Consider the following 14,960-nt stretch of genomic DNA (forward strand, 5'->3'; position numbering starts at 1 on the left):
GCTGGCCCCTTCCGGGCCATCCTCCCCTTCAGTCGGGCACTCCGATCGATGAAGGGACTGGAGAATGCAGTGGTCGGTCGCTCGGGACCGGACCCGAACATCGATCGTCGCAGGCCCGCGCGAGCAAGTCGTCGCGCGGCCACGACGAGCGGACGGGGACGAGACCCTATCCACACTACTGCGCGGCGGCGAACCGGAGCGGCTACGAGCGGCCTCGGCTCTTGCGGTGCTGGGCGGCGCCGCTACCGTGCCGCTGGCGGCCGAGCTGGCGGAGCTCGACTCGGATCGGATACGCGCCGTCGTCGCGGAGTTCGCCGAGGTGGGCTGGGCCGCGCAGGAGCGTTTCGCGCATCCCGCGATCGCGGCGCGCGTCCTGCACGAGGTACCCGTCCAGCAGCGTCGCGAACTACACGGCCGGGCGGCGGAACTGTTGCACCGCAACGGTTTTCCCTGTTCCGTTGTCGCCTCGCAGCTGGTGGCCGCCGGCGACGCCCGCAGCACGTGGGCGGCCCAGGTGCTCGTCGCCGCCGCCGATCAAGCGCTGGCCGACGACGAAATCGACTGTGCCGCACAGCGGCTGGAGCTCGCCTATCGGGCCAGCCGGCGGGCCGGCGGACGCGCCGCCATCGCCGCGCGGCTGGTATCGGTCGAGTGGCGGCTCAATCCGTCCACGCGCACGCGTAACTTCGGGCGACTCAAGGCCGCCCTCTATACCGGCCGGGTGCCGTACGCGGAGCTGCCGGCGGCCGTCCTGCACATGCTGTGGCACGGCTACGAGCAGCACGCCGACCACGCGCTGGCCCGGCTGGAACGCGGGCCCGCGGGCACACTGACCTTCAGCCCGCGCGTCGACTTCCTCTGCGCGTGGCTGCGATACACCCACCCGACCCACCTGGAGCGCCACCGCAAGCTGTTCACCGACCGGGCCCGGATCGGCGTGGGCAGCAGCGCGGACCGGGACTCCCCGCATCGGCAGGCGGCCGACCTGCTGGGCGCCCTGACCGTGCAGCACCCGCCGGCCGATGTGGCCGCCGCCGCGCAGCGCATCCTGGCCTGCCACCGGCTCGGGCCGACCACCGTCGAGGCGCTGGTGGCCGCCGTCGACTGCCTCATCCACACCGACCGCCTCGACACCGCCGACGCCTGGTGCGCGTCGCTGCTGGCGGAGGCCGAGGCGCGGCACGCGCCCACCTGGCGGTCGATCTTCGCCGCGCTGCGCGCCGACACCCTGCTGCGCCGCGGCAATCTCACCGCCGCCGCCGAGAACGCCACGCTGGCCCTCAATCTCGTTCCCGCCGAACATCTCGGGGTGTGGGCGGGACTCCCGATCGCGGTGCTGGTGCGCGCGCTCACCGCGCAGGGCAATCACACCGAGGCCGCCGCGCAGCTGCGCCGCCCGGTGCCGCGCGCGATGCTGGAGTCCCGGTTCGCGCTGGCGTACCTGCACGCGCACGGGCACCACTGCCTGGCGACCGGACGGCCAGAGGAGGCGCTGCGGCACTTCCGCCAGTGCGGCACCCTGATGCGACAGTGGAATCTGGACTTCGCCTGGCTGGTGCCGTGGCGCAACGATATGGCCGCGGCCTATCTCGGCCTCGGTGAGCGCCGGCGGGCCCAGGCGCTGGCCACCGTGCACCTCGAGCTGATCGGCGGGCCGGAGCGGCATCCCAGCGGCGGGATGTCGCTGCGGATCCTGGCGGCCACCGGCGACGCGCACCGGCGGGTCCCGCTGCTGCGCCGGGCCGTCGCCGTGGCCCGCGCGGGCGCCGACGAACTCGAATTGGCCACGACCCTCAGCGAGCTGGGCCGCGCGCACCGGTCGATCGGGGATGCCGACAAGGCCCGTCCGCTACTGCGCGAGGCCGTCCGGCTGGCCGAGTCCTGCGGTTCCGGCGCGCTGGTGCGGCGGCTGCGGGGCGACCGCACCCCGCCCACCGCCGCGCCGCCGCCGCGCGTGCGCGTCACCCCGAGCCGCGTCGACGCGCTGAGCCCGGCCGAGCGCCGGGTCGCCGAGCTGGCGGCCCTCGGGAAACGCAATCGCGAGATCGCCGACACCCTCGACATCACCACCAGCACGGTCGAACAGCACCTGACGCGGGTGTACCGCAAGCTGTCGGTCGCGCGCCGGGGCGAATTGCGGTTCGTCCTGGCGGCCCAGGAAACGGCGGAATCCGCCGCGGGTTAGGGCGCCGCCGCCCGAAAAGGACCGAACGGATGGGACTTTCGCGTGATTAGTCCCTATTGTCCGTTATTATCCGCCGATTAGCCTAATCGGCGGTACCGGATTCGCGGTGTGGTAGCGAATTGTGCTGCCACAAACCGCATTCTGATCATCACCCGTCGATTCCGCTGGGTAACAGGCCGCGACCGAAGGAAATGCCGAGTGTTGCCGTGTTCGGACAGAATTCGGACGTATCGGTCGACGGCCTGTTAGCCGAATGGTGGCTGCAAAACAATTCAAGATCAGTCAAAGAAAGATCAAAAACATTGCTACGCAACGAACTCGAGCTGTGTATGCTGAGGATCGATCGAGTTCCAGGAACGGAATGGGACTACGTGAGGGCGGTGTCGTAGGTGAATGTCAACAGTCTCCGGATACGCCGTGCGGGCATCGTAGCGATAGCTCTCGGCGTGCTGGCCCTGGTGGTAACCGGGCCTTTGGATCGATTGTTGCTCGGCGTATTCATGTGTGTCGGCCTCGGATTGGGCTGGGTGAATGCGCGGGTCACCTGGATGTCGGTCACCCGGATAACCCGGTCCGAATCACCGAGCAGACAAGCGCTGACGGCATCCACTGCCGCGCGGCTGTTCGGTATTACGCTCCTTTCCCTGCTGGTGGCTTTCCTCGCCCGGCCGAACGGAATAGGAATCTTCTTCGGACTGGCCGTATTCCAAGTCGTTCTGATTCTTCACACCGTCGTGCCCGAAGTGAAAGGGCTCCGCCAGCAGTCATGACAACTCCCGTGGTTCTACTCGCCGAAGACGAGCAGAAGATCAAGGTCGGCCACCACGCGGTGGCGCACTTCCTGGGCATGGAATTCAACGTCGACACCATCGTGTCGACCTGCGTCGCAGCGGCTCTCGTCCTCGTGCTGGCGATCATCCTGCGCGTCAAACTGACCTCGGGCGTGCCCAACGGCGTCCAGCTGTTCTTCGAGACCGTCACGGTCGGCATGCGCAATCAAGTGGAGAATGCGATCGGGGTGAAGATCGCACCCTTCGTCCTGCCGCTGGCGGTCACGCTGTTCACCTTCATCCTGCTGTCGAACTGGTTGTCGGTGCTGCCGGTGCAGTACGGCGACGGTGAGCTCATCGCTCCCCCGGCATCGGACGTCAACTTCGTCTATGCGCTGGCATTGTTCGTCTTCGTCTTCTATCAGGGCGCGGGTATCGCCCGCCGCGGCGTGGGTACGCACTTCAAGCAATTGCTGAAGGGCCATACCGGCTGGGGCCCGATGGTTTTCATCAACGTCATCGAGGAGATCGCGAAACCGGTCTCGCTGTCGCTGCGGTTGTTCGGCAACATGTTCGCCGGCGGCGTGATGGTCTCGGTGATCACGCTGTTCCCGTTCTGGATCAGCTGGGGCCCGAATGCCATCTGGAAGCTGTTCGACATGTTCGTCGGCTTCATCCAGGCGTTCATCTTCTCGCTGCTGACGATCCTCTACTTCAGCCAATCCATGGCGCTGGAGCACGAAGACCACTGACCCGAATCCCGATCGGCGCCGCCGATCGTTCCAACGTAGGAGAACAGGAAGTAAAAAATGGCAGATCCAGCAACCGCGACCATCATCCAGGGCGCTCTCATCGGTGGCGGTCTCATCATGGCCGGCGGCGCCATCGGTGCCGGCATCGGTGACGGTCTCGCGGGTTCCGCGCTGATCAACGGGGTCACCCGCCAGCCGGAGGCCGAGGGGCGGCTGCGTAACAACTTCTTCCTGACGGTCGGTCTGGTCGAGGCCGCGTACTTCATCAACCTCGCCTTCATGGCACTGTTCGTATTCGCGACTCCCGGTAAGTAAACAAGCATGTCCCCGCAGACAGACGTGGTCGCCGAGGGGAACTTCCTGGTCCCCAACGGCACCTTCCTGGCCGAATTGCTGATCTTTCTGATCGTGCTCGGCGTCATCTGGTTCCTCGTCGTTCCGCCGATCCGCAAGGTGCTGGCGGACCGCGAGGCCCGGGTGGCCGAGACCGCGGTCAACAGCAAGGAGGCCAAGGAGGTGTTCGCCGAGGCCGACGCCCGCTACCAGACAGCGTTGGAGAAGGCGCGCGCCGAGGCCGCCGACATCCGCAACGAGGCCCGCGCCGAGGGCCGGGCCATTCTCGAGGAGATGCGCGGCGAGGCCCAGCGCGAGGCCGACGAGATCGTCGCCGAATCCGCCGCGCAGTTGCGCGCCCAGGCGGACCAGGTGGCGGCGGAGCTGCGCCAGGATGTCGAGCCGCTGGCCCAGTCGCTGGCCCACCGCGTCGTCGCGGGTGACGATCGGCGTGCCGGAACGGGTTCCGGTCATCAAACAGGACGGGCGTCGTCATGAACCATCCCATCGGAGTGCTCGCCGAGGGCATCTACGACATCACCATCGACTGGCCGGTCTTCATCAGCCAGCTGTTCGGTTTCGCGGTGATCGTCTTCGTCTTCGTGAAATGGATTGTCCCGCCGGTCAAGTCGCTGATGGAGCGCTCCCAGGAGACGGTCCGCAAGCAGCTGGAGGAGAGCGAGGAGGCCACGACGAAACTCGCCGAGGCCAAGCAGGCGTACGACAGCGCCCTCGCCCAGGCACAGGCCGAACTCGAGGTCCTGCGGGCCGACGCCCGCGCCGACGCCGAGTTCATCATCGCGCAGATGCGCGATGCCGCCGCCGCGGAGGTCGACCGGGTCCGCAAGCAGGGCCGCGCGCAGATCCTGCAATTGCGCCGCCAGATGATCCGCGACCTGGAAACCGATCTTGCCGCCGCCATGCTGGAGCTGACCGAGGAGAAGGTCCGCGATCAGGTCAGCACGCCGCGCGCCAAGTCGGAGAGCATCGAGAAGTTCCTGGAAGACCTGGAGGCCCTGGCCAATTCGGGCCCCGGCGCCCGCAGCGAGGTCCGCTCCCGCTGGAACTGAACGCCCCTTCTGCCCGACCTCACAGCGCGGAATCTCCGCCGTGAGGTCGGTGCAATAGTTGGTTCATCGCATGCAAACGACTTGCGACCGTGACGAAACCGGTCGGTGGTTTCCTGGAAGCATGAGTCTCACTTCATGGTTCAAGTCCAAGTCCGCCGCCGCGGTCGACGAGGCCCCGATCTACGACCGGATCGGTGGCCACGAGGCGCTCGAAGCGGTCGTCGAGGACTTCTATGTCCGGGTCCTCGCCGACGACCAGCTGTCGCCGTTCTTCACCGGTACCAACATGTCTCGGCTGAAGGGCCGTCAGGTCGAATTCTTCGCGGCCGCGCTCGGCGGGCCCGGCCCGTACACCGGTGCGCCGATGAAGCAGGTGCATCAGGGCCGCGGGATCACCATGGAGCACTTCGGCTTGGTCGCCGGTCATCTCACCGAGGCATTGAAGGCCGCCGGCGTCCCCGATGATCTGGTCGCCCAGATCATCGGGGCGATCGCTCCGCTGGCCGACGACATCACCTCCGGCCCGGCGACCTAGAGCCGGAAGCGTCCGGCGAAGCCGCGCAGGGGCAGATCGGCGCTGGTGATAATGCCCGGCCGCGCCGCGACGACGGACCTGATCGAGTTGAGGGCGGGAAGTCCGGTGACGGTCATGCCGATGGAGGCGAAGTTCGCCGGATTGGACAGGTCGAATCCCTTGCGGGGGAAGACCATGTGCTTACTGTAGATGTTCGGGTCGCCGGTGATCTGAGTGATATAGCAGCCCTTGATATTCCACGCCGGGTCGGTGTGGGGGGTCATCTGCCATTCCAGATGGGTCTCCACCCGCGGCACGCCGTCGACCATGCCCTGGTACTTGATGTAGTTGGCGCCCAGGGAGCCCTTGGGCAGGACGTACCAGCCGAGGTCGACGTCCTTGGTGCAGGCACCGAGTTCGTAGCCGAAGGTCACCTCGTCGAGTTCGAGGCCGAAGGCGTCGGCCATCAGGTAGACCGAGTCGGCGAAGACGGCGGTGTACTTGTGCAGCGAATCCGGGATGGTCGGATCGTCGACCGGACGGCCGTAGCCGACGGCCTTCCAGGTGTCGACCGAGTGGTGGCAGGAGACGTCGACCGATTCGGTGACGGTGACGTTCTCGATCTCGGAAACGTCGGCGCTGTGCACGATTCCGAGGATCTGGCACAGGCCGGGATTCATGCCGGTGCCGTAGAACGTGGAGTTCCCGCGCTCGCAGGCGGCCTGGATGATCTCGCTGACCTTGCGGCCCGACGGGTGCGGGTGATTGGTGTCGCGGTGGTACCCGGTGATCCAATCCGCGGTGGTCACCACGTTGATCCCCGCCTCGAGGACCTTCTCGTAGAGGTCCTCGTCGGGGAACACACCGTGAAAGGTGAGCACGTCGGGCCGGGCGTCGATGATCTCCTGCACCGAACCCGTCGCGGTCACCCCGATCGGGCCGATACCGGCGATCTCGCCCGCGTCGCGACCCACCTTGTCGGGCGAATAGCAGTGCAGCCCAATGAGTTCGAGGTCGGGGTGGGAGCGGATGCGGCCGATCATCTCGGTGCCGACGTTGCCGGTCGCGACCTGGAATACCCGGACCTTGTCGGTGGCGCTCATGCGGGATGCCCTTCTGTTTGTAGTTCGGGATAGAACTGCCTCGCCCAGGCACGGAGTGCGCGGAAACCCTCGAACTCCTTGCGCGACAATGCCGGTGGGTCCGAGTAGCGCTGGTGGGACCAGATGTGGATATCGGCCTCGAACTGCTCGATGACGAAGTCGGCCATCGTCTTTCCGTAACGGGTCAGCTCCGGGGAGTCGTCGCCGGGCTTGCGGCCGATCCATACCGTGAAGCGCACGTCGGAGGTGCGGTCGTCGACGGGCGTCACCGCGGGCATGGTGCGGTTGTCGACCATGCCCCAGCTCTTGGTGATCGAGCACCCCAGCCCCGCGTTGATCGATTCGACGCCGCTCTGCACGTCGTCGGCGGTGGCGTTCTCGTCGAAGGCGATGGTGAAATCGACGTAGGAGACGGGGCCGGAGAAGTCGTGCCGGGTGAATTCCGGGATGAACGGCGTCTTGTGCACGAACTTGAAGTGGGCGAAGTCGACGCCGTTCTCCATGACGTACTGCGGATGCAGTTCCAGGCCCTGCCGGAAGAGCGTGGCCGCGGGCACCGGCGGGTAGTAGTCGGCGGCGGTCCGGCCGTCGCCGAAGGCCTCGAACATATCGGGGATCTCGAAATGCGGTGGGCGGCCTTCGATGTCGTACCAGATCCACACCCCTTCGTTCCGCTCGACGACGGGGTAGCTGCGGATGCGGCGGCCCTTGTTCGGATGGCTCTCGTAGGGGATGCAGACGTTGCGCCCCTCGCGATTCCACTCCCAGCCGTGGAACGGGCACACCAGATTCTCGCCCTCGACGTGACCGCCATAGCCGAGGTGTGCGCCGAGATGTTCGCAGTAGGCGTCGAAGACGGCGATCTCTCCCGACGCCGACCGCCAGGCGACCATCTCGCGGCCGAAGTACTTCATCGTGTGGACAGCGCCGACCACGATCTCCGAACACCACGCCACCTGAAACCAGCCTGTCGGCTCCATCGACAGCGGTGGTTTTGCCATCTCGATCCTCCTTCGCCCGACCAGCGGCATCACTAACGTAGAACCCTCTTTGAAAAAATACAAGAGGGTTGGGTGAAAATGGATTACGCTGGTCAGGGTCAGTACAATCGGCGCTCATGGCAGATGTGGCGGTAGGCGGGCGGCGCGCGAACAAGCGCGGTATCCAGTCGCGGGAGAGCATGCTCGAGGCCGCGATCACCTCGCTGGCCACGGGCGATCCCGCCGCGGTCTCGGGTAACCGGATCGCCCGCGACATCGGCGCGACCTGGGGCGTGGTCAAGTACCAGTTCGGCGATATCGACGGCCTGTGGGCGGCCGTCCTGCGCCACACCGCCGACAAGCGCGGCGACCTCCCCGCCGGCATCGCCCGCGACGGCACCCTGCACGACCGCGTGAGCGCCCTCATCAACGCCATGGCCACCGGCCTGCACCGCCCCGAATCCCTCGCCATCGAAACCCTGCGCGCCGCCCTCCCCCGCGACCACGCCGAACTCGAACGCGACTACCCCCTCACCGCCGCCGAACTGGCCTCCTGGAAACCCAACTGGGACAACGCCTGCCAACGCGCCTTCGCCGACCTCGACCTGGACCCCACCAAGGTCCGCCAAGCAGCCGCCCTCATTCCCGCCGCCATGCGAGGCATAACCTCCGAACGCACCCTGGGCACCTACGGCGACCTCGACGACGCCCTGACCGCCCTCATCGGCGGCATAGTCGCCTACCTGGAGAGCTGAGGCTTCGCGCTCGTCTACACCGCCGGATGACGTCCGGTAGAGTCGACCGAAACGTCCTGCCCCACTGGGGCATATGTGATTCAGGGGGCGCTTTGTCGAGCGACGAGATGTCGGTGGACGCGGCCGCGGTGCTGGCCGCCAAGGCTTCCCTCGACGGGATCCATCGCTCACTCGAATCCGGGTTCGGCACGCTGGTGACAGAGGTCGAGACCTTGTTGCGAGACGGATGGCTCGGCACCTCCGCGAACGGGTTCGGCGAGTTGTTCCAGTCCGCGCGCGGCCGGTTCGAGCACTTGCTGCAAGAGGCCGATCAGATCGCGGCGGCCGTGCCCAAGGCGGTGGACACGATTACCGGCACGGATCGATCGAACGCGGGTGCTCTCGGCGAGAACCACCGCTGGCTGAATCTATAAGGGGTAGTCGTGGATTCCGGGGAGGGCTATTCCGTCGATCTGGAGATGCTCGAGAATGTCGAGTCCAGAGTCGCCGGGTTCGTGGGGTTCTGCCGGGACCAGTTGGAAGCGATCGAACACTCGGTGGGTTCGACGCAGCAACGGTGGACGGGCGACGCCGCGGACGCGTATCAGTCCCGCCACACCGACTGGCTACATCGGGCAGCCGAGGCAATGGAATTGCTGGACCAGGTCCGCACGCGGTTGACGACCGCTCGTAAGGCATACCAGGGCGCTCTCGACGCGAACACGACGATGTTCGGCTGAGCCGGGTGACAGCACAGGGGGGCAGGGCCCGGCATGGCCATAGCTGACTACAGATGGTTCCCGTATTTCCAATTCGCCGCCGCAGCGGATACGGCCTCGGGTGAGATACGCAAGAAGATCGACGAGATCGCGCCCGCCGTAGAACAATTCGGCACCGGGATGGCCGGCGATGACACCGACGTCGGCAAGCCATGGGGTGTGAGCTGGGACACCGGCATCAATCAGTTTCTCCCCGCCGTCTGCCAACTCGCGGACGCCTACGGCGCCATCGCCAACCGCGCCTATGCCGCGGGGATGAATTTTCAGAGAGCGGAGTGGGCGGCCGGCGGTGGTCACGGCGATGCGCCGCTGCCACCGACCCAACCGCCCGTAAACGTCGATCAGCGAACCGTGCTCGGCAATCTGCCGTCGGCGATCGGGCCGAACGGCGAAGCCCTCGTGACCGATATCCCGGGGCTCGTCGACCAGATCGACAAGGACATGCCCAACGGGCACGACGTCAAGTTGGACGAGGTCGGAGGCCTGCTCCGGGGGTTGCGCGATGTCGTGCGACATCACACCGACGAGGTGCGCCGGTACGGTCGCGAGCCCGGATCCCGCGACTCACGTGACGCGCACCTGCTCTACGACGAATACGTCAAGAACGTTCTGGCGCCTTCGGGGATGTTGATCGACGATGCCGGCACACTAGCGAACGGCGCCACCACATTCGGTCAGGAACTGGTCAAACAGCGCCGGGACATGCGCGATGCGATCCAGGACCTGACCAATACGGCCGGAGTCACCATCGCGGTCGGTGTCGCCGGAACCTTCGTCACGGCGTCGGGGTCGGATTGGGCCGCGGCGGGCGTCACCACGGCCCGGGTCGCGACCACCGCCAACCGCATTCGGAATCTGATCGAAGTACTGCAGGCCGCGTCCCGGCGGATCGGCACCGGGATTGCCCAGCCGCGTGTCACCGCTGCCGTCGTACGGCTGATAGCCGAGACGATCAACAAGCCCCTCATCGATTTCGAGATCGATCCGGATACCGGTGCCATCAAAACCCGGCCGGTGTTTCCGAAGTGGAAGCAGGATGCTTGGGAACGGTATCAGGCCGACTGCGTCAATCGTCCTAGCGGCTGTATGTCGATGGAGGAGTGGAGTAAGAAGTACGACCAGTTGATGGAGAACTCATCCAACGGTTCGGACTGGGATCAAGACGTCGGCGAGCTGCTGGGATACACCAAGGAGAACGGGTGGAAGCCGCAGCAGTATGTCGCCGATATCCCAGGCCGTCGGTACGACTTCGTTCACTATAATGAGTACGGAGAGCCCGACGAACTAGTCGAGAACAAGAGTGGCCGCCTGGACGAGGATCAGCTCGCAAAAGACGAACAAGCCCTGGAGGACGGTTTCAAGGTGACTTACAACCTCAAGACACCCGTGTCACCCAGCCAGCAAGCGTCACTCGATCGACTCAAAGCCGAGTACGGCGACCAGTTCACCGTCAATACCTATTACTAGCAGCAGAAGGAGGTCTCGATGCCACCACGAAAGGCTGATGTAGACATTCGGGAAACGCCCGAATTCAGGCAATACCAAGATAACGAGCGCTTCCAAGCATGGCTGCGTATGCACGACGCCGCAATGGAAATCGACACGCCCCTGTTCGATATGACAGGAATGAACGAATTATATTCGCGCGAAGGCCTGGTTCGTGCCGAGAGAGAGCTAGTGAAAAAATTCGCCGACAGCGGCGGGGCATTCACAACGGATAACTACAAGCTGGGCATGCGATTCGTTTATTACATCGGCGAGACCTTCCGGCGCGCCATCGAGGGGAGATGGGTTGCTTTGCCTCCTGACCCACCACAGAGTCCTCAGCCCAAATCGGTCATCGACGTGGAATACCGCTCCAAGTTCTACAACCCTCAGCACATGATCGGGCTCGCGTTGGGCAGGCGCACAGGCACGGAGATCACCTCGATCTTCGACCGGGCAGTCAAGGCACATCAGAAATGGGTCGATGCGGGTCGACCGGCGCGGGGAACCTGGGAGGGCTACGCGTAGCAGGTCAATGCTCGGGCGGGCCGATCAGACCATCGAGTGGTTTCGGGAATCCAGCAGGGCGGGGATGTGGGCGTAGCCGCGGAGGTTGACCAGTTCGCGGCGGGGTGGGGTGGTGGAGATCTGGAGGGTGGGGAAGCGTTCGTGGAGGGTGCGCAGGGCGATGACGCCTTCCGAGCGAGCGAGATTCGCGCCCAGGCAGGCGTGGACGCCGCTGGAGAACGAGACGTGGTCGCGGGCGTTGGTGCGCGTCACGTCGAAGTCGTCGGGGTCGGTGAAGACTTCCGGGTCGCGATTCGCGCCGCCGAGGAGCAGCGTGATCATCTGGCCGCGGGCGATGTGATGGCCGTCGAGTTCCACCTCGCGCAGGGCCTTGCGAGCGGTCCACTGCACGGGGCTGTCGAAGCGGAGGATCTCTTCGATTGCCCCGGACCACAATTCGGGCCGCGCGGCCAGCAATTCCAGCTGCTCCGGGTGCTGGTGCAGGGCGACGACGCCGTTGCCGATGAGGTTGACGGTGGTCTCGAATCCGGCGCCGGCCAGCAGCGCCGTCGTGTACATGAGTTCTTCCTTGGTCAGCTCGCCACCGGTCACCAATCCGCTCAGAATGTTGTCGCCCGGTTCGGCGCGCAGGTGGTCGAGGTGCTCGTCGAGGAATTCGCGGGCGTCCAGCAAGGCGTCCTGGGCGCGGCGATAGGCCCGCCAGGAGATTCCGGTGTCCAGCAGCGCCGCCCCGGCCTCGCCCGCGGCGAGCATGCGCGCCCGCACATCCCGTGGGATGCCGAGCATTTCGGAGATGATGGCCGCGGGCAGCTCCACCGCGAAATCGGTGATGAGGTCGGCTCGCCGCCGGGCCGCCAGCGCGTCGAGCAGTTCGCCGGTGACTTCGTCGATCCGGTCGGTCAGCCGCCGCACGGCCCGCGGCGTGAACTCCTGGGAGACCAGTTTGCGGTAGCGAGTGTGCTCCGGCGGATCGAGCGACAGCATGGCCGGCGGCTCGATGGGATTGGGCAGCCGCGGATCCGTCGCCCGGATCAGCGCCTGTACCGGCCGCGGAATATTCAGCTCCGCGGGCACGACCACACCGAAGTCGCTGGACCGCAACACCTTCCGCACGATCCCATGATCGGCCGACACCCACGTGGTAGGCGTCCGAACCACCCGCCCCCGCTCCCGGATACGCGCAGCGAGCAGATACGGATCAGCCCGCGCCGCCGGATCCGCCAAGATCCGCGCAAGCGGCTCCCCCCGCCGAACCTGCGCCTTCAAATACACCCGCGGCAGCCCATGTATCGCAGCCCAGTGAACCCCGGTCTTCATCCCTGAAAGTTAGCGCGCCCCACAGCGCGCCACATCGTACCGAGGTCTGAAATCGAACTCCGCCCACAGTCTGGAAGAACCGCATGCGGCCTCCCGCCGATCGAGCACGGGAGGCCGCGACGCCGCCTATTTCAGGACTACCGGCAGACGGTCGTGCCCGTTCGCGATGAAACCGGGGACCGTGCCGATCTCGTCGGGAGAGACGGCGAATTTCATCTGCGGGAACCGCTGGAACAGGGTGGGCAGTGCCACCTGCGCCTCCAGCCTCGCGAGCGGTGCGCCCAGGCAGCGATGGGCGCCGTAGCCGAATGCCATGTGGTCCTTGGTCGTCCGCGTGGGGTCGAACTCGTCCGCGCTGTCGCCGTACACATTCGGGTCCCGATTGGCACCGGCCGGGCAGGCGAGGATCGGGTCGCCCGCCGTGATCGCCACCTCGCCGAGAACGAAATCCCGCACCGCATAGCGCAACGGAACGTGCGCGATAGAGGGCTCGAACCGCAGCACCTCCTCGATCACATCCACCCAGCCGACAGCACCGTCGACCGCGGCGGCCAGCTGGTCAGGATGGGTGAGCAGGAGATAGATCGCCTGGTCGATCAGGTCCACCGTCGTCTCGTGCCCGGCGTTGATCGTCAGGTACAGCGTGCCGACGAGTTCCTCGGTGCTGAAATCCTTTTCGGGATCGTCGGCGTAGGCGATGAGCGTGCTGGTCATATCGTCGCCCGGAGTGTCCCGCCGATAGGCAACGAGGTCCTGCAGCAGTCCGATCATCTGTTCGTAGTTCGCCACGGCCGCCTCCTCGGTCAGGGCGATATCGAAGATGCCGTCCACGCATTTCCGCAGTGGCCCGATCAGGTGCTCGGGCACTCCCATCAGTTCGTTGATCACACGCAACGGCAGCGGATAGGCGAAATGCTCGCGGATGTCGACGATGTCGCCTTCCGGCGTGCCGTCCAGCCCGGCTACCAGATCGTCGGCGATCGACCGGATGCGAGGTTCGAGCGCGAGGGTGCGCCGGTTGGTGAACGCGGGCGTCACGTAGTTGCGGAGCCGACGGTGTTCGGGTCCGTAGGCGGTGAACATCGAGCGCGTATTCACCCAGTTCAGGAGCGGAAAGTCCTTGCCTACCTTCCCGTTTCGAAACGCCGGCCAGTGCTGATGCGGATCCTTGGACACCGCGGAGCCGGACAGAATTTCCTTGAGCAGTGCCGCGTCGGTCACCGACCACGCGGGCACTCCTCCCGGGAGCACAACCTTGGTGACCGGCCCTCGCTGCCGGATGCGGGCGATCTCACCCTGGATATCGGGACCTTCGGGATCAATGACGATGGGGTCGGTGTTGTTCTGCATGCGAACTCCAATCTGCCCGTGAACCGGCAGGCCGAGGTCCACTTCGCGCCGCCCCCGACCTCTAGATCATCTACAACGGTAGCTTTCGATACCGTTGGGTCTCTATCGTTTTCGGTAAAGTTTTGATGATGTTTGCCAGACGGCAGCGGAGGATCTCAGCGACCCTCGTGCAGGATCAGCCTGCGATATTCGATCCCGACGGCGGCGCACCGATCTGGATTCGGCGGTTGTACTCGCGCAGGTACTCCGCCTTCCAACGCGGCCAGTCGACGTACCTGTCCCCGACTTCGGCCCGATACCGCCGATACTGCGACCCCTTCGTGCGAATCAGCGATCGTTGCGACTCCCGCGCCGCCCGCCGAGCAGCATCGAGCCCCCGCCGCAACTGCCACCCGGTGAGTTCCACTGGAGGATCACGAAATACGCTCGACCTTCGCCACCACATCTGAACCCCCTCGGAGTAGCCGGAACTACCACCGTACGTCCCATCTTCGGGCGACAGCCGGCTCCTTCCGCCAAGCCGGTCCTACCACACCGGATCCGGAGCGTGGTCGGAGGAACACCATGGCCATTCGCACGATCGGCCGACTAATCTGCCCGCTCCGGGCAGGGTACGGACCGAATCGCCTGGAACAATCCCGCGGTCGACAACGCCCCGCCTGACATCACGCTCACCAGCAACGCCTTCACCGACAACGGCTCTCTCCCACAGCGTTCGCAGGAACCGGCGTCGGCGACAACATCTCCCCACACTCTGCGATGGACGCCAGCCCCACCCACAGCCCCTACCACCACATCTTCCAACTCTTCGCCCTGGACGCCCCCAGCGGTCTGGACAAAGACGCCACCCTCACCGATGCCGGCGAGTCCCATGCAGGGCCACGTGCTCGCGCGAGGCAAGCTGACCGGCACATTCGAGCGTCCCCTGACCCACCTACCCTGTCCAGAACCCCACAGCGACAATTGCGTTGCTGTAGCCAGCGACCCGGGCGACTGCATCCCGCAGTTCACGACCGACGGTCAACTCACAGAATAAGGAACAGCACAGCAAGGACGCGTC

At 65.7% G+C, this 14,960-nt stretch carries 16 protein-coding genes; 12 read left to right on the top strand and 4 right to left on the bottom strand.

Annotated features, from left to right (window positions below; genetic code table 11):
* Nucleotides 1-64 precede the first annotated feature (64 nt).
* The 7 genes from ON41_RS36405 to ON41_RS36435 all read left to right on the top strand — a co-directional run bounded on the left by ON41_RS36405 (nucleotide 65) and on the right by ON41_RS36435 (nucleotide 5,645).
* On the top strand, nucleotides 65-2,185 hold the full coding sequence (locus tag ON41_RS36405) for a helix-turn-helix transcriptional regulator (RefSeq protein ID WP_085995916.1): 2,121 nt from the start codon (nucleotides 65-67) through the stop codon (nucleotides 2,183-2,185).
* Between the two features lie 389 nt (nucleotides 2,186-2,574).
* Nucleotides 2,575-2,955, top strand: a complete 381-nt coding sequence (locus tag ON41_RS36410; protein ID WP_040753427.1) for a hypothetical protein — start codon at nucleotides 2,575-2,577, stop codon at nucleotides 2,953-2,955.
* Nucleotides 2,952-3,707 (top strand): F0F1 ATP synthase subunit A, encoded by a 756-nt coding sequence (atpB, locus tag ON41_RS36415; protein ID WP_040753428.1) that lies wholly within the window; start codon nucleotides 2,952-2,954, stop codon nucleotides 3,705-3,707. Before ON41_RS36410 ends, atpB begins: the two co-directional genes overlap by 4 nt.
* A 57-nt stretch (nucleotides 3,708-3,764) precedes the next feature.
* Nucleotides 3,765-4,022, top strand: coding sequence for a F0F1 ATP synthase subunit C (locus tag ON41_RS36420; RefSeq protein WP_040753430.1), 258 nt, complete (start codon nucleotides 3,765-3,767; stop codon nucleotides 4,020-4,022).
* Nucleotides 4,023-4,028: 6 nt separating this feature from the next.
* A complete protein-coding gene (locus tag ON41_RS36425; RefSeq protein ID WP_040753431.1) occupies nucleotides 4,029-4,538 on the top strand; it encodes a F0F1 ATP synthase subunit B in 510 nt (169 codons plus the stop codon).
* Nucleotides 4,535-5,110, top strand: coding sequence for a F0F1 ATP synthase subunit B family protein (locus ON41_RS36430; RefSeq protein ID WP_051163328.1), 576 nt, complete (start codon nucleotides 4,535-4,537; stop codon nucleotides 5,108-5,110). Before ON41_RS36425 ends, ON41_RS36430 begins: the two co-directional genes overlap by 4 nt.
* 121 nt (nucleotides 5,111-5,231) lie before the next feature.
* The gene (locus ON41_RS36435; RefSeq protein WP_040753433.1) at nucleotides 5,232-5,645 is read left to right on the top strand and encodes a group I truncated hemoglobin; all 414 of its coding nucleotides are present in this window, start codon (nucleotides 5,232-5,234) and stop codon (nucleotides 5,643-5,645) included.
* Here the strand turns inward: ON41_RS36435 and ON41_RS36440 are convergent.
* Both ON41_RS36440 and ON41_RS36445 read right to left on the bottom strand, forming a co-directional pair.
* Nucleotides 5,642-6,727: an NAD(P)H-dependent amine dehydrogenase family protein gene (locus ON41_RS36440; RefSeq protein WP_040753434.1), complete on the bottom strand. Its 1,086-nt coding sequence runs from the start codon at nucleotides 6,725-6,727 to the stop codon at nucleotides 5,642-5,644. The genes ON41_RS36435 and ON41_RS36440 overlap by 4 nt on opposite strands.
* Nucleotides 6,724-7,728: a Rieske 2Fe-2S domain-containing protein gene (locus tag ON41_RS36445; protein ID WP_051163330.1), complete on the bottom strand. Its 1,005-nt coding sequence runs from the start codon at nucleotides 7,726-7,728 to the stop codon at nucleotides 6,724-6,726. The genes ON41_RS36440 and ON41_RS36445 overlap by 4 nt, the downstream gene beginning before the upstream one ends.
* 116 nt (nucleotides 7,729-7,844) lie before the next feature.
* Here ON41_RS36445 and ON41_RS36450 point away from each other — a divergent pair, with 116 nt between their 5' ends.
* The 5 genes from ON41_RS36450 (at nucleotide 7,845) to ON41_RS36470 (ending at nucleotide 11,233) form a co-directional block, all read left to right on the top strand.
* A complete protein-coding gene (locus ON41_RS36450) occupies nucleotides 7,845-8,462 on the top strand; it encodes a TetR/AcrR family transcriptional regulator (protein ID WP_040753437.1) in 618 nt (205 codons plus the stop codon).
* Between the two features lie 113 nt (nucleotides 8,463-8,575).
* Nucleotides 8,576-8,875: a WXG100 family type VII secretion target gene (locus ON41_RS36455; protein WP_157185756.1), complete on the top strand. Its 300-nt coding sequence runs from the start codon at nucleotides 8,576-8,578 to the stop codon at nucleotides 8,873-8,875.
* A gap of 9 nt (nucleotides 8,876-8,884) precedes the next feature.
* Nucleotides 8,885-9,181 carry a WXG100 family type VII secretion target gene (locus tag ON41_RS36460; RefSeq protein WP_040753455.1) on the top strand — a complete coding sequence of 99 codons (297 nt, stop codon included), beginning with the start codon at nucleotides 8,885-8,887 and terminating at the stop codon, nucleotides 9,179-9,181.
* A 33-nt stretch (nucleotides 9,182-9,214) separates the two neighbouring features.
* Nucleotides 9,215-10,687, top strand: coding sequence for a hypothetical protein (locus ON41_RS36465; RefSeq protein ID WP_040753457.1), 1,473 nt, complete (start codon nucleotides 9,215-9,217; stop codon nucleotides 10,685-10,687).
* 18 nt (nucleotides 10,688-10,705) lie between these two features.
* The gene (locus ON41_RS36470; protein WP_157185757.1) at nucleotides 10,706-11,233 is read left to right on the top strand and encodes a hypothetical protein; all 528 of its coding nucleotides are present in this window, start codon (nucleotides 10,706-10,708) and stop codon (nucleotides 11,231-11,233) included.
* A gap of 24 nt (nucleotides 11,234-11,257) precedes the next feature.
* On the opposite strand, the gene ON41_RS36475 is transcribed toward ON41_RS36470, so the two are convergent.
* Both ON41_RS36475 and ON41_RS36480 read right to left on the bottom strand, forming a co-directional pair.
* Nucleotides 11,258-12,550: a cytochrome P450 gene (locus ON41_RS36475; RefSeq protein ID WP_040753462.1), complete on the bottom strand. Its 1,293-nt coding sequence runs from the start codon at nucleotides 12,548-12,550 to the stop codon at nucleotides 11,258-11,260.
* A 126-nt stretch (nucleotides 12,551-12,676) separates the two neighbouring features.
* Nucleotides 12,677-13,900 (bottom strand): cytochrome P450 family protein, encoded by a 1,224-nt coding sequence (locus ON41_RS36480; RefSeq protein ID WP_040753463.1) that lies wholly within the window; start codon nucleotides 13,898-13,900, stop codon nucleotides 12,677-12,679.
* Between the last annotated feature and the right edge of the window lie 1,060 nt (nucleotides 13,901-14,960).

This window comes from Nocardia transvalensis NBRC 15921, assembly GCF_000308875.1.
Lineage (GTDB): Bacteria > Actinomycetota > Actinomycetes > Mycobacteriales > Mycobacteriaceae > Nocardia > Nocardia transvalensis.